15 protein-coding genes are annotated in these 17,428 nt (G+C 43.1%); 12 read left to right on the top strand and 3 right to left on the bottom strand.

Features of this window, described 5'->3' with window-relative positions:
• The first annotated feature begins 4 nt into the window (after positions 1-4).
• From alaS to csrA, 3 genes are all read left to right on the top strand, one after another.
• On the top strand, positions 5-2,608 hold the full coding sequence (alaS, locus tag C1E24_RS04670; RefSeq protein ID WP_138479196.1) for an alanine--tRNA ligase: 2,604 nt from the start codon (positions 5-7) through the stop codon (positions 2,606-2,608).
• 14 nt (positions 2,609-2,622) lie between these two features.
• Positions 2,623-3,843 (top strand): aspartate kinase, encoded by a 1,221-nt coding sequence (locus C1E24_RS04665; protein ID WP_138479194.1) that lies wholly within the window; start codon positions 2,623-2,625, stop codon positions 3,841-3,843.
• Between the two features lie 91 nt (positions 3,844-3,934).
• A complete protein-coding gene (gene csrA / locus C1E24_RS04660) occupies positions 3,935-4,126 on the top strand; it encodes a carbon storage regulator CsrA (protein WP_058031817.1) in 192 nt (63 codons plus the stop codon).
• Positions 4,127-4,156: 30 nt separating this feature from the next.
• On the opposite strand, the gene C1E24_RS04655 is transcribed toward csrA, so the two are convergent.
• The gene (locus C1E24_RS04655) at positions 4,157-4,630 is read right to left on the bottom strand and encodes a YcxB family protein (RefSeq protein ID WP_138479192.1); all 474 of its coding nucleotides are present in this window, start codon (positions 4,628-4,630) and stop codon (positions 4,157-4,159) included.
• 441 nt (positions 4,631-5,071) lie between these two features.
• Here C1E24_RS04655 and C1E24_RS04650 point away from each other — a divergent pair, with 441 nt between their 5' ends.
• From C1E24_RS04650 to C1E24_RS04640, 3 genes are read left to right on the top strand one after another with little or no spacing between them, the layout of a single operon-like run.
• The gene (locus tag C1E24_RS04650) at positions 5,072-5,308 is read left to right on the top strand and encodes an OadG family transporter subunit (RefSeq protein ID WP_138479190.1); all 237 of its coding nucleotides are present in this window, start codon (positions 5,072-5,074) and stop codon (positions 5,306-5,308) included.
• A gap of 14 nt (positions 5,309-5,322) precedes the next feature.
• Entirely contained in the window at positions 5,323-7,104 is a 1,782-nt protein-coding gene (oadA, locus tag C1E24_RS04645) for a sodium-extruding oxaloacetate decarboxylase subunit alpha (RefSeq protein ID WP_138479189.1), read from the top strand.
• Positions 7,105-7,112: 8 nt separating this feature from the next.
• Positions 7,113-8,243, top strand: a complete 1,131-nt coding sequence (locus tag C1E24_RS04640; RefSeq protein WP_138479187.1) for a sodium ion-translocating decarboxylase subunit beta — start codon at positions 7,113-7,115, stop codon at positions 8,241-8,243.
• Between the two features lie 82 nt (positions 8,244-8,325).
• Here the strand turns inward: C1E24_RS04640 and C1E24_RS04635 are convergent, their stop codons facing one another.
• Positions 8,326-8,508 (bottom strand): hypothetical protein, encoded by a 183-nt coding sequence (locus tag C1E24_RS04635; protein WP_138479185.1) that lies wholly within the window; start codon positions 8,506-8,508, stop codon positions 8,326-8,328.
• Between the two features lie 194 nt (positions 8,509-8,702).
• On the opposite strand from C1E24_RS04635, the gene C1E24_RS04630 reads away from it, so the two are divergent.
• Entirely contained in the window at positions 8,703-9,293 is a 591-nt protein-coding gene (locus C1E24_RS04630; protein WP_138479183.1) for a DUF938 domain-containing protein, read from the top strand.
• On the opposite strand, the gene C1E24_RS04625 is transcribed toward C1E24_RS04630, so the two are convergent.
• A complete protein-coding gene (locus C1E24_RS04625) occupies positions 9,273-10,436 on the bottom strand; it encodes a GNAT family N-acetyltransferase (protein WP_240721943.1) in 1,164 nt (387 codons plus the stop codon). The two genes, C1E24_RS04630 and C1E24_RS04625, sit on opposite strands and share 21 nt — an antisense overlap.
• Before the next feature lie 437 nt (positions 10,437-10,873).
• On the opposite strand from C1E24_RS04625, the gene C1E24_RS04620 reads away from it, so the two are divergent.
• The 5 genes from C1E24_RS04620 to acnD all read left to right on the top strand — a co-directional run bounded on the left by C1E24_RS04620 (position 10,874) and on the right by acnD (position 17,381).
• Positions 10,874-11,083 carry a cold-shock protein gene (locus C1E24_RS04620; RefSeq protein ID WP_058031834.1) on the top strand — a complete coding sequence of 70 codons (210 nt, stop codon included), beginning with the start codon at positions 10,874-10,876 and terminating at the stop codon, positions 11,081-11,083.
• 743 nt (positions 11,084-11,826) lie between these two features.
• Positions 11,827-12,486 carry a GntR family transcriptional regulator gene (locus tag C1E24_RS04615; RefSeq protein ID WP_138479181.1) on the top strand — a complete coding sequence of 220 codons (660 nt, stop codon included), beginning with the start codon at positions 11,827-11,829 and terminating at the stop codon, positions 12,484-12,486.
• Between the two features lie 58 nt (positions 12,487-12,544).
• A complete protein-coding gene (gene prpB, locus C1E24_RS04610; RefSeq protein WP_138479633.1) occupies positions 12,545-13,423 on the top strand; it encodes a methylisocitrate lyase in 879 nt (292 codons plus the stop codon).
• An 87-nt stretch (positions 13,424-13,510) separates the two neighbouring features.
• Positions 13,511-14,632, top strand: coding sequence for a bifunctional 2-methylcitrate synthase/citrate synthase (gene prpC, locus C1E24_RS04605; RefSeq protein ID WP_138479179.1), 1,122 nt, complete (start codon positions 13,511-13,513; stop codon positions 14,630-14,632).
• Between the two features lie 157 nt (positions 14,633-14,789).
• A complete protein-coding gene (acnD, locus tag C1E24_RS04600) occupies positions 14,790-17,381 on the top strand; it encodes a Fe/S-dependent 2-methylisocitrate dehydratase AcnD (RefSeq protein WP_138479177.1) in 2,592 nt (863 codons plus the stop codon).
• Positions 17,382-17,428 lie beyond the last annotated feature (47 nt).

Raw genomic sequence — 17,428 nt, 5'->3', positions numbered from 1 at the left:
ACAAATGCAGCAAATGACTACCGCACAGTTAAGGCAATCGTTTTTAGACTTCTTTGCCAAACAACAACACCAAGTCGTCCCTTCAAGCTCACTAGTGCCAGGTAACGATGCAACGTTACTTTTCACTAACGCGGGTATGGTGCAATTTAAAGACGTATTTTTAGGTGGCGAAAAACGCCCTTACACGCGAGCGACAAGCTCACAGCGTTGTGTTCGTGCCGGTGGTAAACACAATGACCTTGAAAATGTAGGTTACACTGCACGTCACCATACTTTCTTTGAAATGCTAGGTAACTTCAGCTTTGGTGATTACTTCAAAAAAGAAGCGATTCAATTTTCATGGCAGTTTTTAACAGAAGTTGTTCAGTTACCAAAAGAAAAGCTGCTGGTTACTGTGTATCACACTGATGACGAAGCATTCGAATATTGGGCAAAAGATGTTGGTATTCCTGAAGACCGCATCATTAGAATTGATACGTCTGATAACTTCTGGTCTATGGGTGATACAGGTCCTTGTGGTCCATGTTCTGAAATTTTCTATGATCACGGTGAACATATTTGGGGCGGTCCTCCAGGTTCTCCTGAAGAAGATGGCGACCGTTTCATCGAAATCTGGAACCTAGTATTCATGCAATACAACCGTCATGCCGATGGCACGATGGAGCCACTGCCTAAGCAATCTGTTGATACAGGTATGGGTCTTGAGCGTATTGCTGCAATTTTGCAAGGTGTTCACTCAAACTATGAAATCGACTTATTCCAAAACTTAATTAAAGCTGCAGCTTCTGTGACAAATGCGCAAGACTTAGAAGATAAGTCACTTCGCGTTGTTGCTGATCACATTCGTTCATGTGCTTTTTTAGTGGCAGATGGTGTAATGCCTTCAAACGAAGGTCGCGGTTATGTACTGCGTCGCATTATTCGTCGTGCAGTTCGCCACGGTAATAAGCTAGGCGCAGAAGGCGCATTCTTCTTTAAGCTGGTAGCTGCGCTTGTGCAAGAAATGGGCGAAGCGTATCCAGAGCTTGCTAAACAACAAGAGATCATCGAAAAAGTACTGCGTATTGAAGAAGAGCAGTTCGGTAAAACACTAGACCGCGGTTTGGTGATTCTTGAAGAAAACCTAGCAGACCTTAAAGGTGATGTGATCCCGGGTGACGTAGTATTCAAACTTTACGACACTTATGGTTTTCCTGCTGACTTAACTGCCGATGTTGCGCGTGAACGCTTCATGACAATCGACGAGCGAGGCTTCCAAGAGTGTATGGAAGTTCAGCGTAAGAAAGCGCAGCAAGCGGGTAAGTTTGGTGCTGACTACAATGAGCAGCTTAAGTCTGAAAAGTCGACTGACTTTAAAGGATACGATGCAACTCATTACAGCGGTACTGTGGTTGAACTATTCAGCCAAGGTGAAGCTGTTAATGTATTAGAAGATGGTCAAGAAGGTATTGTTGTATTAGACCGCACACCATTCTATGCAGAGTCTGGTGGTCAAGTTGGTGATACTGGTTCATTAAAAGTAGCTGGTGGCGAGTTTGTTGTTACAGACACGACGAAACTTGGTAATGCATTTGCACACCATGGTAAAGTAGTTGGTCGCATTGGTGTTAATGATAAAGCCGATGCACACATTGATGCTGAGCGTCGCGAAAACATCAAGAAGAACCACACTGCGACTCACTTAGTACACGAAGCGTTACGTCAAGTCGTTGGTGAGCATGTAGCACAGAAAGGCTCATTAGTGATGCCAGATCGCTTACGTTTTGACTTCTCACACTTTGAAGGCGTGACTAAAGCACAACTTCGTGAAGTAGAAGACTTGGTGAACGCTGAGATCCGTAAGAACTTCGCACTACAAACTGAATTAATGGACATCGACGAAGCGAAAGCAAAAGGTGCGATGGCGTTATTCGGTGAGAAGTATGATGATGAAGTACGCGTTGTTTCAATCGGTGATTACTCTATCGAATTGTGTGGTGGTACTCACGTATCGCGCGCTGGTGACATAGGCCTATTCAAGATTGTGTCTGAAGGCGGTATCGCAGCAGGCGTTCGTCGTATCGAAGCAGTAACTGGTGAAGATGCGGTAAACTATGTGTCTGAGCAAGAAGCACAGCTAAGCGAGATTGCAGCGCTTGTGAAAGGTGATGCAAGTAACGTACTTGAAAAAGTGGCAGCCCTAATTGAGAAATCTAAAGGCCTTGAAAAGCAAGTTACTCAGCTTAACGACAAGCTTGCAAGTGCAGCCGGTGCCTCATTAATTGAATCTGCCGTTGACGTAAATGGCGTGAAATTATTAGTTGCTAATGTAGCTGGTACTGAATCGAAAGCGCTTCGCGGCATGGTTGATGACCTTAAGAACAAGATGGGTTCTGGTGTTATCGCGCTAGGTGTTGCGAATGGCGATAAAGTAAGTCTAATTGCAGGTGTGACGAAAGATTTAGTTGGCAAAGTAAAAGCAGGCGAACTAGTAAATCACATGGCTGCACAAGTTGGCGGTAAAGGCGGTGGTCGTCCAGACATGGCTCAAGCGGGTGGTTCACAGCCTGAAAACCTTGACGCTGCGCTGCAAAGCGTTAATGCATGGGTGAGCGAAAAGACGCAATAATTGCGATGTAACTCGTGGCATTAATTGTTCAAAAATTTGGTGGCACTTCGGTAGGCTCAATTGAGCGTATCGAGGCTGTCGCCGATATCATCATAAAAACCCAACAACAGGGTCATCAAGTCGTTGCTGTTGTCTCTGCAATGTCTGGTGAAACCAATCGTTTAATCTCTCTCGCACACGAAATTGACAGCCGTCCTAGCAGCCGTGAACTTGATGTTTTGGTGACTACTGGCGAACAAGTGACTGCGTCGCTTTTGGCTATGGCCATCATTCGTCGTGGACATCCTGCAATTAGCTTACTTGCCGATCAAATTGGTATTCAAACCGATAACATGTTTGGTAAAGCAAGAATTGAGTCCATCTGTACCGACCGCTTAAATCAAGAAATGGAACATAACCGTATCGTGATTGTGGCAGGTTTTCAGGGGCGAGATCGGGAAGGCAATATTACAACGTTAGGTCGTGGTGGCACAGACACAACGGCAGTTGAGTTAGCGGGTGCTTTGAAAGCGGCTGAATGTCAGATATTCACAGACGTAGATGGTGTTTACACCACAGATCCTCGCATTGAGCCGAATGCGCGTCGTTTAGAGCAAATTACCTTTGATGAAATGTTAGAGATGGCAAGCCTTGGTGCGAAAGTCTTACACTTACGCTCGGTTGAAGCTGCAGGTCACTATCGCTTACCACTTAGAGTGCTATCGAGTTTTTGCCATTCAAAAGGCACGTTAATTACTTACGAGGAGCCAGATATGAATAAAGCCCCTGTTTCAGGTGTGGCAGCCAGTAAAGACGAGGTACTAATTACCTTAAAACAGTTACCAAACCAGCCACAGATCTTTGCAAGCTTGCTCAACGTATTGGCTGATGCAGGCATTGCGGTAGATATGTTGAGTCAATTAAATCACCAACTTGATAAAATAGACTATGCTTTTACTGTGCACAGTAATGATCATCATCAAGTTATTGAGCTTTTGACACACCAGCAAGAAAATCTCGGTTTTGTCGAGTTAACGTGTGATACTGAAATGGCTAAAATTTCTGTTATTGGGATCGGCTTAAAATCTCATGTGGAAGTTATCGCACAGTTTTATACGGCAATGTCTCACGAGAATATTAGAACTGACTTAGTGACAACATCCGAAATGAAAATTTCGGTTTTACTGCCACAAAAGTACTTAGAATTGGCTGTTAGAGCATTGCACAGCACATTTTTATTGGAAAGTATTGAGTAAAATGGTTTTTTTGCTTACTTTTATGAATACTTTTCATTAAAATGAAATTGACGCGGAATCTTCTAATTTTTGGAATAACAGGAGCAATAGAATGCTAATACTAACTCGTCGAGTGGGTGAAACCCTAATGATTGGTGATGAGGTAACTGTAACTGTACTAGGTGTTAAAGGTAACCAGGTACGTATTGGTGTTAATGCACCTAAAGATGTTTCAGTTCACCGTGAAGAGATTTACATGCGAATTCAGGCTGAAAAGTCTGGTCCTGCAACAGGTAACATCTGATCAGCTTTTAGCGAATGATTTAAGGAGCCACTATTCATTAGTGGCTTTTTTTTGCGCTAAGATAAATTCAACTGTCTTCTCATCCAATGCACTTAAAGATAAATATTGTGCACCTCTTAGTGAATAGATCAGTAGACCTCTGTCTGTTTTTATAACTTTGGTGATGTCTTGCCAATTAAATACAAACGATTTGTATGGGTTAGCTGCTTTAATTTTTTCTTCGTCAATCTCAACAATCACATTGGAGCCACTTGCTCTGCTGATCATCTGTCTGGCAACCCACCAAGGACGGCGATAGTAATATGAAATGCATTCAATGACTGCCAAAATGATTAAGAAATTTCCCAGGTAGCCATTCTCTAAACCATAAATAGACACTAAACCGAGCAGGGTTAGAAAACCGACTAACGCATACTTAGGTTTGTTAGCTTTCTCAAATTTTTCGGACTCATCAAAGCATTCCTGATAGTAAGGCTTATCAAGGGTAAATTCGTGTTTATACATAGCAACTCATTAATCTTTATTTGCTGCCAATTTTATCAAAAAAGAATGGTGTATGCGTATTTGAAATTTTTTAATGTGACTTGCATTAAGTATGAATATACATTTTTTATTCAGTCATAACGTTGTTTTGTTTAGTGTTCCCTTGGTCTTACCATTTTTTGCTTCCGTTTTTAAAACTTATCTTTGTAACCTATTTATCACTTTTATTTAAAAGTATTTAAATAAGCCTGCGCTATTTTGAATATTTTTCATATTTATCTCAGTAATTCATTCGTTTTATCAGTGTTTTACAGTTAAGTTATTGCTATTGTTCAACTTTTAATATTGGTATTACCAATTTACAATGTTGTTTACAAGTTGAGCTCGTTTGTTATGATGTTGAATAAATATTTATAAAAAATGATTAATGACGCAAAGCGCGTTGTGAAAAAGGGGGAGAACATGGATATAGGTGCATTGTTGCTAGAGGCAGCCAGCTTAATGCTTACCGGCATGGTTGGGGTTTTTGCCTTCTTATCTATCTTAATTTTTGCCGTAAGCAAGTTATCACTTATCGCAGGTGGTGATGAACCAGCAAAGCCACAACGTCAACCTACTAAACGCCCAGCATCAACAGGCGTATCTAACGCGCACATTGCTGCAATCAGTGCAGCTATCGCTCAGTACAGATCAAAATAATAAAGGGGTCCACTATGTCAAAGTTAAAATTAACTGAATTGGTTTTAAGAGACGCACACCAATCATTGCTTGCTACGCGAATGCGCCTAGAAGATATGCTGCCAATCGCAGAGAAACTAGATAAAGCCGGTTATTGGTCTGTTGAGTCTTGGGGTGGTGCAACCTTTGATTCTTGTATTCGTTATTTGGGCGAAGATCCTTGGTATCGCATTCGTGCTTTAAAAGAAGCCATGCCAAATACCAAGCAGCAGATGCTTTTGCGTGGTCAAAATTTACTGGGTTATCGCCATTATGCCGATGACGTGGTAGAGAAGTTTGTAGAACGTGCACATCATAATGGTGTTGATGTTTTCCGTATTTTCGATGCCATGAATGATGTCAGAAACCTCGAAACTGCGATTAAAGCAGCCATTAAAGTAGGGGCGCACGCGCAAGGCACCATTTCTTATACCGTCAGCCCGGTTCACACTTTAGAAATGTGGTTAGATCAGGCGAAAAAGCTTGAAGCCATGGGCTGTCACTCAATTTGTATTAAAGATATGGCAGGTTTATTAAAGCCGTATGATGCAGAAGAGTTGATCACTGAACTTAAAAATACCGTATCAGTGCCAATTGCCATGCAGTGTCACGCGACCACGGGTTTAAGCACAGCGACATACCAAAAAGCAATCGATGCGGGTATTGATATGCTTGATACCGCTATTTCGTCTATGAGTATGACTTATGGTCATAGCGCTACAGAAACAATGGTCGCAATTACTGAAGGTACAGCGCGTGATACAGGTTTAAACCTTGGTGAGCTTGAAGAAATTGCAGGTTACTTCCGTGAAGTTCGAAAGAAATATGCGGCATTTGAAGGTAGCTTAAAAGGCGTTGATGGTCGTATCTTACTCGCTCAAGTGCCTGGCGGCATGTTAACTAATATGGAAAACCAGCTCAAAGAACAAGGCGCGGGCGATAAACTAGATGAAGTGCTAAAAGAGATCCCGGCTGTTCGTAAAGATCTTGGCTTTATTCCACTCGTTACTCCAACCTCGCAAATTGTCGGTACTCAGGCGGTACTAAACGTTCTAACAGGTGAGCGTTATAAGACCATCACAAAAGAGACTGCAGGTGTATTAAAAGGTGAGTATGGTTCGACACCAGCTGAAGTTGACTCACAATTACAACAACGCGTATTAGATGGTGCAGAAGCGATCACGTGTCGCCCTGCTGATTTAATCGATGCTGAGCTTGATAGCCTTGAGGCTGATCTAGTTGCGAAAGCCAAAGAAGACAACATTGAGTTGGCTGAAGAGCAAGTCGATGACGTGTTAACTTATGCGTTATTCCCGCAAATTGGTCTTAAGTTCCTTAAGAATCGCAATAATCCAGATGCATTTGAGCCGAAACCAACTCTAGTTACCACTGAAAAGCCTGCGCCTGCTGCAAAACTGGCTTCTCCACAAAAACAATCAACAGAGCGTTACAGCGTGCAAGTTGACGGCAAAGTTTATGATGTTGTCGTTGCACCAGGTGGTGAACTTAAAGAAGTACAAGTCAAAGATAGTGAGCTTATTCCACAGTCAGCATCGGTCAGTACGAGCGAAACACTGAATGCACCGCTTGCTGGCAACATCTTTAAGTTATTGGTACGTGCAGGTGATGCAGTCGCTGAAGGCGATGTAGTCATGATCATGGAAGCCATGAAGATGGAAACAGAAGTGCGTGCGACGCACAGCGGTACGGTTGCAAATGTCTTAGTCTCTGAAGGTGACTCTGTCGCAACGGGCGATGCCATGATTGAGCTTGCATAGGAGGTCACATGGACGGGTTGTTAAATTTATGGCAAGCAACGGGCCTTGCCAACTTTACCGTGCCAGCTCTAGTCATGATGGCGGTGGGCTGTGGTTTACTCTACCTTGCTATAGCAAAAGGGTTTGAACCTTTGCTCCTTGTGCCAATTGGCTTTGGTGCAATCTTAACGAATATTCCAGTTGCAGGCTTAGCAGAGCCAGGTGGCTTGTTGTACTACGTTTACTATATCGGTATTGATAGTGGTGTTTTTCCGCTGTTGATATTTATGGGCGTGGGCGCGATGACAGATTTTAGTGCACTGATTGCAAACCCACGTATGTTATTACTGGGGGCTGCAGCGCAGTTTGGTATTTTCGCGACACTATTTGGCGCTATTGCGCTGAATTTTGTGCCGGGCTTTGAGTTTACCCTACAGGATGCCTCAGCAATTGCCATCATTGGTGGTGCAGATGGCCCAACAGCTATTTTCTTAGCCTCAAAGCTTGCACCAGAACTTCTGGGCGCGATTGCAGTAGCAGCATACTCTTACATGGCATTAGTACCAATCATCCAGCCACCGATCATGCGTGCGCTAACGTCTGAAGAAGATAGAAAGATTGAAATGCCACAACTGCGTCATGTAACTAAGCGAGAGAAAATTATCTTCCCATTGGCGGTACTTGGTTTAGCGATTATGTTCTTACCGTCAGCATCGCCGCTGGTTGGTATGTTCTGTTTAGGTAACTTAATGCGTGAGTGTGGTGTAGTTGATAGATTAAGCAACACAGCACAGAATGAGCTTATCAATATCGTGACTATTTTCTTAGGCTTAGCGGTGGGCTCTAAGTTATCAGCGACTGAATTCTTAACGGTTGAGACGTTAGGTATTTTAGTGCTTGGTGCCTTGGCTTTCTCAATAGGTACAGCGTCGGGTGTATTCATGGCTAAAATAATGAATAAGTTCTCTAAACACCCAATTAACCCACTCGTCGGTGCGGCAGGGGTATCAGCGGTACCAATGGCGGCACGTGTAGTGAACAAAGTGGGCCTAGAGAATAATCCGCATAACTTCTTATTAATGCATGCTATGGGACCAAACGTGGCAGGCGTACTCGGAAGTGCCGTGGCAGCAGGTATTCTGCTAGCACTTGTTGGCTAATTCTTATTAGCAAGTATTAAATTTCTTCCAACCTAAATGCGCAGCCAATTGGCTGCGCTTTTTTTGATTTGGCGTAATGGTATTAATTATAACCATACAAAAAGCTTTGCTCTGTATGTTCTTTCTCTTGCTCTTCGAGCTGCATAAGATTCGCGACTTCTTGTTTGTAAGAATTACTTTTCTTTAAGTCTTCTTCGTTATTCTCTTTAATGACGCCTTGGCTTTTTAATTCAGATGGCATTTGGGTGATCTCTGAAATCTTCATCTTATCTCTCCTCGAGTTGCACGCTTTGAAGTATTGGTATTTCTGTGTAGTTTGTTTTGCAGAAGTTGTACCAAGAAAAACTTATGTAGACACTTTAAGTAGTTATAGAAAAGATTTATTGATCTCGCTTGCTATTTCTTAAATTAATTGCATCAATAACGGGCAATAACTCCTCAATTTAGTGCAAAACGACTATGACAAAGCCATATTCTCAAGCGTGTGAAAACAATAAAGACCCAATTCTGAGTAAGTTAAAATCTTATCTAATTGGCAAAGAAGATATTTTAGAAATAGGAAGCGGTACCGGACAGCATGCGGTGCATTTTGCAAAGCATCTACCGAATATAATTTGGCAAACGGCAGATCAAGCCATACATCATGAAGGGATTAACGCATGGTTAGATGAGGCTAAGCTGAGTAATTTAATTGCACCAATGACACTAGATTTAAACCATGATTGGCCTGTGACTGAAAAGTACGATGCAATTTACACCGCGAACACACTTCATATTGTGTCTGAGCTTTTGGTTGAAAAGCTAATCATAGGTGCCGCTAAACACAGTCATTCGCAAAGTCATTTATTCATTTATGGCCCGTTTAACTACAATGGGCAGTTTACCAGTGAAAGCAATCAAGGCTTCGATGCCATGTTAAGGGCAAGAGACTCACAAAGTGGTATTCGAGATCAAGAATGGGTTGTGTCTTTGGCAAAGAAACAAGGCTTTGAGTTAGTTCAAGACCATGAAATGCCAGCGAATAACCGACTATTGGTGTTTAAACGGTAATTTCGCTTCACATTCAATAAAGTACTGCTGTAAGGCTTGGGTTTCTCTTTCGCAATAGTCTTGTAGCGCGATTTTAAACTCAGGTCTAAACAAGGTGTGGTAAGAGTGGCGCCAAACGGGTTCAAAGCCACGGGCGAGCTTATGCTCGCCTTGCGCGCCGGCATCAAAAGTAACAATGCCTTCTTTTATCGCAAGTTCAATGCCTTGGTAATAACAGAGCTCAAAGTGTAGAGAGTCATACTGAGATTCAATTGCGCCCCAATAGCGGCCGTACAAAGTGTCGCCTGAAACAAAATAAAGGCTTGTGGCGACAATAGCATCATCTTTGAACGCGCAGCATAAACGAACGTCATGCGGTAAGTTTTTTATTATCAAGGCGAAAAATTCGCGATTTAAATAACCGTTATGACCCGAGCGTTTTAAATAGGTGAGACGGTAACTTAAGTAAAAAGCGTCAAGTAAGGCGTCATTAATCTCGTCACCAGAAAACCAGCGAATGGTTAAATTTTGTTGTTGTACTTTTAATCGCTCTTTACTGAGCATTTTTCGCTTTCGAGCATTAAGCGCTGATAAAAAGTCACTGAAGTTTTGATAACCTTTATTTTGCCAGTGAAATTGCACATTGCGTCTTGGGATCAATGTGGTATTGGTAAAATGTGTGTGTTCAGATAAAAAGTTAAGATGAATGCCACTGAAGTGTTCCTCTCTTAACGCAAGTAATGCTGTCTCTATGTAACTTATTAATTCAGGCGTGATGTGTTTGCAAAGAATGCGAGGACCTTGCACTGGGGTAAAAGGCACACCACATAGCCATTTAGGGTAATACTCTAGCCCATATCTTTCATAGGCTTCAGCAAATGCCCAATCAAAGACGTATTCACCATAAGAGTGGTCTTTTAAATAGCCAGGTAAGATAGCCACAATATGATCGCTTTGTTTAATGACAAGGTGCTGAGGCTGCCAACCTGTTTGTAGATTGACGCATCCGCTTTTTTCTAACGCACTTAGCCAAGCATAACCGGAAAATACATGGTCATTTGTCAGTGAGTTCCAAGTATGCTCCGAAATATTTGAAATAGAGTCTATAAAGTCATGCTGGTAGGTCATCGGATACACAAAAATTAAGGCTATTTTAAATGGCATGATATCAGATTTAATTTTGCCTTAAACCGCCCTTATGCTCTAAATAAATAAGCAAGCTTAGAACTTAATGTGCTCAATAAGTATTCAGCTTTAAAACGCCTGTGACTTAAGCCAATTTATCACCCGGTTTAATTGACGGATCATAACTATATTGATTTATATACAATAATAGCGCATGTAAGCGTATGCCTTATACTGTGTGAGAGATCTACCTGTAATTAAAAATTAATCATTTTTTGACCTAAAATCGTTTGACTTAGCTTGAGAGGGCTTTACTATGAAGACAGACAAAAATTTGTCAGTGTTTATAAATTTCCACCACGTTATTGTATGAGTCATACTTGTAGTACCGTCCTGAAGTTTTTAAGTACCGTCTAGTTTTTGCTCTATGCGCCCACAAGGGCATAGTTAATTTTAAAGATCAGGATATACATATTATGTCTAATACAGTTACTGGTACCGTTAAGTGGTTTAACGAGTCAAAAGGTTTTGGTTTCATTGCACAAGAAAATGGTCCAGATGTTTTCGCACACTTCAGCGCTATCAAAGGTGACGGTTTCCGCACTTTAGTTGAAGGTCAGAAAGTAGAGTTCACATTAGCTACAGGTCAAAAAGGCCCACAAGCTGAGAACATCACTGTACTTTAAGTGTTAATCACTTAACAAGAAAGCAAGCACTAGCTTGCTTTTTTTATGTCCGTGCAAAATATACCTACGGAGTAGGTTACTTTTGCGCAAGGTGAAGAGAGCAATTTTAGCCGGGTTTGAGCTTTTCTCAGATCAGAAGTTCAAGGTGAAAAGAGCAGATTTAACTACATTAGAACCAGACACCCTATCGAAGCAAGGTTACTCTTGCGCAAGGGCGACGAGTGACCGAAACGAAGTTTCGCAGCACGAGGAGGTGAGGGTATGGATACCCGATGGACGTAGCTACATGGATGTAAAACAACACAGCATCCAAAATTTTTCATTTATAGTGCGCGCAGCAAGACTAGCGTTGAGCGTGAGGCCTCGGATGGCCGAACCGGACCCAACCCAAGCTACATGGAAGTATTACAAATCAACTCTTATCAAGACCGAAACGAAGTTTCGCAGCACGAGGAAGTGAGGGTATGGATACCCGATGGGCGTAGCTACATGGATGTATTACAACATTAAACTCACTTATTTCATTTCTCAATAGAGTGAACTTAGCTTCTTAACTTAAACCCCCAACAAAAACCTCTTTACCTATAATCTAATCTATACACCCCCCACCACCCCAATATTCACCAAACTTATAAACACTATACCCAAGTATTGTCGACAATCTTGTCGTTTCTAGGTTGACGTGCACGTAAAGCACTACTATATTGTCTACAACTTATTAAACACGGCTTTTAAGATTTACTATGTCGATTTTTCAAGAAAATGCTGTAACAGCCTCAGATAAAGCGTTTTTTCGCTTAAGAAAAGAGATTGTAGAGGGGGAAATCCCAGCATCAGCAAAACTCAGTGAAACTGAGTTGTCGACAAAATATGAAGTGAGCCGTGCAGTAGTTCGAGAAGCAATTAACCGTTTAGAAAGCTGTAACTTGGTTGAGCGCAAGCCAAATGTGGGTGCACGTGTAGTGGCATTAAGCCCTGAGGGGTTAATTGAACTTTACCAAGTGCGTGAGTCACTTGAGGGCATGGCGGCGCGCCTTGCTGCAACTAATATGTCTGATGAGGAAGTGGCAGAGTTGAAATTACTCCTAAATAGCCAATCAGAAAATATCAAAACCACTGAGCGCTATTATCAAGAAGCGGGCGATTTAGATTTTCATTACCGCATTATTCTCGGCAGCAAAAATAATCATTTAATTAATATGTTGGTCAATGGCCTATATCACTTAGTGCGTATGTATCGCGTGCAGTTAGGCATGGCGGGTCCTCGTGTGAGTACCGCTTTTGATGAGCATAAACATATAGTGCAAGCCATCAGCAATCGCGACCCAGAGCTCGCCGAAATGTTGATGCGCCGACACATTATGTATTCAAAAAATAATATCGAAGCCAAGCTAAACCAGTGAGCTTCTTACACACATTTTCAGGATAACCAGAGAGATCATCAAGATGACAACAGGAACTATCAGTGCGGGTAAAAAATTCCGCGATGCATTAAAAGCCAACCAACCACTGCAGATCGTGGGCACAATTAATGCCTACAGTGCAATGATGGCGAAGAAAATTGGCCACCAAGCAATTTACTTATCAGGTGGCGGTGTTGCAAATGCCTCTTATGGCCTTCCTGATTTAGGTATGACTTCTCTAAACGACGTTATTGCTGACGTACAGCGTATTACCTCTGCATGTGACCTGCCTCTGATGGTTGATATCGACACCGGCTGGGGCGGTGCGTTCAATATCGCAAAAACAGTTCGTGATATGGAAAAATCCGGTGCTGCAGCCGTGCATATGGAAGACCAAGTTGCACAAAAACGTTGTGGTCACCGCCCAAATAAAGAGATCGTTTCAACAGAAGAAATGGTTGATCGTATTAAAGCGGCAGTCGATGCGCGTACCGATCCTGATTTCTTCATCATGGCGCGTACAGATTCATTCGCACAAGAAGGCTTAGATGCGGCGATTAAGCGTGCAAAAGCCTATGTTGCAGCGGGTGCTGATGGCATTTTTGCAGAAGCCGTACAAACGGAAGAGCACTATCGTGCATTTAGCGAAGCGCTTGATGTGCCAATTTTAGCGAACATCACAGAATTTGGTAAAACAGAGCTTTGGAATAAAGAAGAGCTTGGTGAGTGGGGCGTAGATATGGTGCTTTACCCATTAAGTGCTTTCCGTGCAATGAACAAAGCGGCAGAGTTAGTTTATCAAAGCATTTTACAAAACGGCGATCAAAAAGCTGTTATCGATACCATGCAAACGCGTATGGATCTTTATGATTACCTTGGCTATCACGACTACGAGCAGAAGCTTGATGCGTTGTTCGCCGAAGGCAAAAATAAATAATTAAAAGCAGTAATTATGAGGTGAGCACAATGAGGCTTACCCAAAAAAATTCACCATTAGCAGGTAAAAATTTCAGGAGACAACATCATGGCAAAAGTACTAAGCGGTGCAGGCCTACGCGGACAAGTAGCGGGTAAAACAGCATTATCAACAGTAGGCGTATCAGGTTCTGGCCTAACTTACCGTGGTTACGACGTAAAAGATTTAGCAGCAAATTGTCAGTTTGAAGAAGTGGCGCACCTTATTTTAAAAGGTCACCTACCAACTCAAACAGAGCTAGACGCGTATAAAGACAAACTACGTGCAATGCGCGGTCTGCCTCAAGCCCTTAAAGATGTACTAGAGCGCATTCCAGCAGATGCACACCCAATGGATGTGTTACGCACGGGTTGTTCAATGCTAGGCAACCTTGAAGGTGAAGCAACATTTGATGAGCAAGACCAAGTAACTGATCGCATGCTAGCGGTTTTCCCAAGTATCATTTGTTATTGGTACCGTTTTAGCCATGATGGCGTGCGTGTTGACGTTGAAACCGATGATGATTCAATTGGTGGTCACTTCCTTACAATGCTACACGGCGAAAAAGCCAAAGAATTACACGAGCAAGTTATGCATGTGTCTTTAATTCTTTATGCAGAGCATGAGTTTAATGCGTCTACCTTCACAGCGCGCGTGTGTGCATCGACGCTTTCTGATATGCACTCATGTGTAACGGGTGCGATTGGTTCACTTCGTGGTCCACTACACGGTGGTGCTAACGAAGCAGCGATGGAGCTAATTGAAGGCTTTACTTCACCAGATCATGCTGAAGCTGAAATGATGGGTAAACTTGAGCGTAAAGAAAAAATCATGGGCTTCGGTCACGCGATTTACTCAGAATCAGATCCTCGTAATGAAATCATCAAAGACTGGTCTGAAAAGCTAGCGGCAGATGTGGGTGATGACGTACTTTACCCTGTATCAGTACGTTGTGAAGAAGTCATGTGGCGTGAGAAGAAGCTTTTTTGTAACGCTGATTTCTTCCACGCATCTGCATACAACTTCATGGGTATTCCGACTAAGCTATTCACGCCTATCTTCGTAATGTCTCGTCTAACTGGCTGGGCTGCACACGTGATGGAACAACGTGCTGACAACCGTATTATCCGTCCTTCTGCGGAATATACAGGTGAAGAGCTACGCCCTGTAACGCCAATTTCAGAGCGTTAATTTAAAGTTCGAGTGACAGAGTTTGACTTTGTCACTCACTACCGTCACTCCAACTTAAGCCAAGTGTTTAAGTTTTACCCTATGGATTTTATATTTCACGTAGGCAGCTAAAACCTATGTAATTTGAAAGACGATGGGATAAAGAAGTCAGAAAGTTATGAATACCAAATACCGTAAGATCTTACCCAACTCACAACTCGCTTATTACGATACCCGTGAAGCTGTTGATGCCATTAAACCGGGCGCGTACGCCACACTCCCTTACACATCGCGTGTACTTGCAGAAAACCTAGTTCGCCGTTGTGAGCCTGAAAAGCTAGATGCAAGTTTATCTCAGTTAATTGACAGAAAGCGTGACCTTGATTTCCCTTGGTTTCCTGCACGTGTTGTGTGTCACGATATCTTGGGCCAAACCGCCCTTGTTGACCTTGCCGGCTTACGTGATGCAATTGCTGCAAAAGGCGGTGATCCTTCTAAAGTTAATCCAGTGGTTCCGACTCAGCTTATCGTCGACCACTCGCTGGCGGTTGAGCACGCTGGTTTTGAAAAAGATGCATTCGAGAAAAACCGTGCCATTGAAGACCGTCGTAACGAAGACCGCTTCCACTTTATTAACTGGACAAAAACTGCATTTAAAAACGTTGACGTTATCCAACCGGGTAACGGCATCATGCACCAAATCAACCTAGAGAAAATGTCGCCGGTTATCCATGCCCGCGACGGTGTAGCATTCCCAGATACACTGGTTGGTACTGACAGCCATACGCCACACGTTGATGCACTCGGTGTAATTGCAGTAGGTGTAGGTGGTCTTGAAGCCGAAAGCGTCATGTTAGGTCGTGCTTCTTACATGCGCCTACCAGATATTGTCGGTGTTGAGCTAACAGGTAAAGCACAACCGGGCATAACCGCAACGGATATCGTACTCGCAATCACTGAATTTTTAAGAGCTGAAAAAGTAGTCGGCGCTTACTTAGAGTTTTATGGTGAAGGTGCGGCAAGCTTAACACTTGGCGACCGTGCAACCATCTCAAACATGACGCCAGAATATGGTGCAACAGCGGCGATGTTCTACATCGACCAACACACCATCGATTATTTAAAGATCACAGGTCGTGACGACGAGCAAGTTCAGCTTGTTGAAAGCTATGCGAAAGAAACTGGCCTTTGGGCAGACAGCTTAGAAACCGCTGAATATGAGCGCGTTTTAACTTTTGATTTATCAACAGTTGGTCGTAATATCGCAGGCCCTTCTAACCCACACCGCCGTGTATCTACTTCAGAACTTGCTGCAGCGGGTATTGCAGGCACAGTTGAAAACGAAGAAGGCAAAATGCCAGATGGCGCGGTGATCATCGCAGCTATCACCAGCTGTACCAATACTTCTAACCCGCGCAACGTAATTGCCGCTGGCCTACTTGCACGTAATGCCAACGCAAAGGGTTTAACTCGTAAGCCTTGGGTTAAATCATCACTGGCGCCAGGTTCTAAGACGGTAAAAATGTATCTTGAAGATGCAGAGTTATTACCTGAATTAGAGCAACTTGGTTTTGGTGTTGTGGCATTTGCGTGTACAACTTGTAACGGTATGAGCGGTGCGTTAGACCCGAAAATCCAACAAGAGATCATCGACCGTGACTTATACTCAACGGCGGTACTGTCGGGTAACCGTAACTTTGATGGTCGTATTCACCCTTATGCAAAACAAGCTTTCTTAGCGTCTCCACCACTGGTTGTGGCGTATGCGATTGCAGGAACCATTCGTTTTGACATCGAAAAAGATGTACTGGGACATGACCAAAACGGTAACCCTGTTACCCTCAAAGATTTGTGGCCAACGGATGAAGAGATCGATGCAGTTATCGCTAAAAGCGTGAAGCCAGAGCAATTCCGCCAAGTATATGAGCCAATGTTTGACTTAAACGTCGATTATGGCGAGAAGAACGACCCGCTATATGATTGGCGCAAAATGAGTACCTACATTCGCCGTCCTCCTTATTGGGAAGGTGCATTGGCAGCTGAGCGTACCATGAAAGGCATGCGTCCACTTGCCGTACTAGGTGACAACATCACCACCGATCACCTATCTCCTTCAAATGCAATTATGGCAAGTAGTGCTGCTGGTGAATACTTGGCGAAAATGGGTCTGCCAGAAGAAGACTTTAACTCTTACGCAACCCACCGTGGCGACCACTTAACGGCGCAACGTGCAACCTTTGCAAACCCGAAATTGTTTAACGAAATGGTGTTAGACGAAAACGGTGAAGTGAAGCAAGGCTCACTGGCACGTATTGAGCCTGAGGGCAAAGTAACGCGCATGTGGGAAGCCATCGAAACCTACATGGAACGCAAGCAACCGTTGATTATTGTTGCAGGTGCGGACTATGGTCAGGGTTCATCACGTGACTGGGCGGCCAAAGGTGTGCGTTTAGCGGGTGTTGAAGTGATTGCAGCAGAAGGTTTTGAGCGTATTCACCGTACAAACTTAATCGGAATGGGTGTATTACCTCTGCAATTCGCAGCCGGTACAACCCGAAAAACACTGGGTCTTGACGGTACTGAAACCTATGACGTTATTGGTGAGCCAAGCCCGGGTGCAACATTAACTTTATTGGTTAATCGTCAAAATGGCGAGCGTGTAGAAGTGCCTATGCTATGTCGTCTTGATACAGCAGAAGAAGTATCAATTTACGCGGCAGGTGGTGTTCTTCAAAGATTCGCACAAGACTTTTTAGAAGCTAATAATTAATAAATAAGTGAATGAGGCTTTCTCATTCGCTTTTGAAGGATTTTTAA

This window comes from Pseudoalteromonas phenolica (genome assembly GCF_005876835.1).
In the GTDB taxonomy this organism is placed as follows: Bacteria; Pseudomonadota; Gammaproteobacteria; order Enterobacterales; family Alteromonadaceae; genus Pseudoalteromonas; species Pseudoalteromonas phenolica_B.
This window is presented reverse-complemented; position numbering and strand designations above follow the sequence as displayed.

Excerpts from the sequence above, each read along its gene's own strand:
- C1E24_RS04640 (WP_138479187.1), top strand. The coding sequence starts at position 7,113 with ATGGACGGGTTGTTAAATTTATGGCAAGCAACGGGCCTTGCCAACTTT.
- C1E24_RS04625 (WP_240721943.1), bottom strand. The coding sequence starts at position 10,436 with ATGCCATTTAAAATAGCCTTAATTTTTGTGTATCCGATGACCTACCAG.
- csrA (WP_058031817.1), top strand. The coding sequence starts at position 3,935 with ATGCTAATACTAACTCGTCGAGTGGGTGAAACCCTAATGATTGGTGAT.
- C1E24_RS04650 (WP_138479190.1), top strand. The coding sequence starts at position 5,072 with ATGGATATAGGTGCATTGTTGCTAGAGGCAGCCAGCTTAATGCTTACC.
- alaS (WP_138479196.1), top strand. The coding sequence starts at position 5 with ATGCAGCAAATGACTACCGCACAGTTAAGGCAATCGTTTTTAGACTTC.
- C1E24_RS04620 (WP_058031834.1), top strand. The coding sequence starts at position 10,874 with ATGTCTAATACAGTTACTGGTACCGTTAAGTGGTTTAACGAGTCAAAA.
- prpC (WP_138479179.1), top strand. The coding sequence starts at position 13,511 with ATGGCAAAAGTACTAAGCGGTGCAGGCCTACGCGGACAAGTAGCGGGT.
- oadA (WP_138479189.1), top strand. The coding sequence starts at position 5,323 with ATGTCAAAGTTAAAATTAACTGAATTGGTTTTAAGAGACGCACACCAA.
- C1E24_RS04655 (WP_138479192.1), bottom strand. The coding sequence starts at position 4,630 with ATGTATAAACACGAATTTACCCTTGATAAGCCTTACTATCAGGAATGC.
- C1E24_RS04630 (WP_138479183.1), top strand. The coding sequence starts at position 8,703 with ATGACAAAGCCATATTCTCAAGCGTGTGAAAACAATAAAGACCCAATT.
- acnD (WP_138479177.1), top strand. The coding sequence starts at position 14,790 with ATGAATACCAAATACCGTAAGATCTTACCCAACTCACAACTCGCTTAT.
- C1E24_RS04615 (WP_138479181.1), top strand. The coding sequence starts at position 11,827 with ATGTCGATTTTTCAAGAAAATGCTGTAACAGCCTCAGATAAAGCGTTT.
- C1E24_RS04635 (WP_138479185.1), bottom strand. The coding sequence starts at position 8,508 with ATGAAGATTTCAGAGATCACCCAAATGCCATCTGAATTAAAAAGCCAA.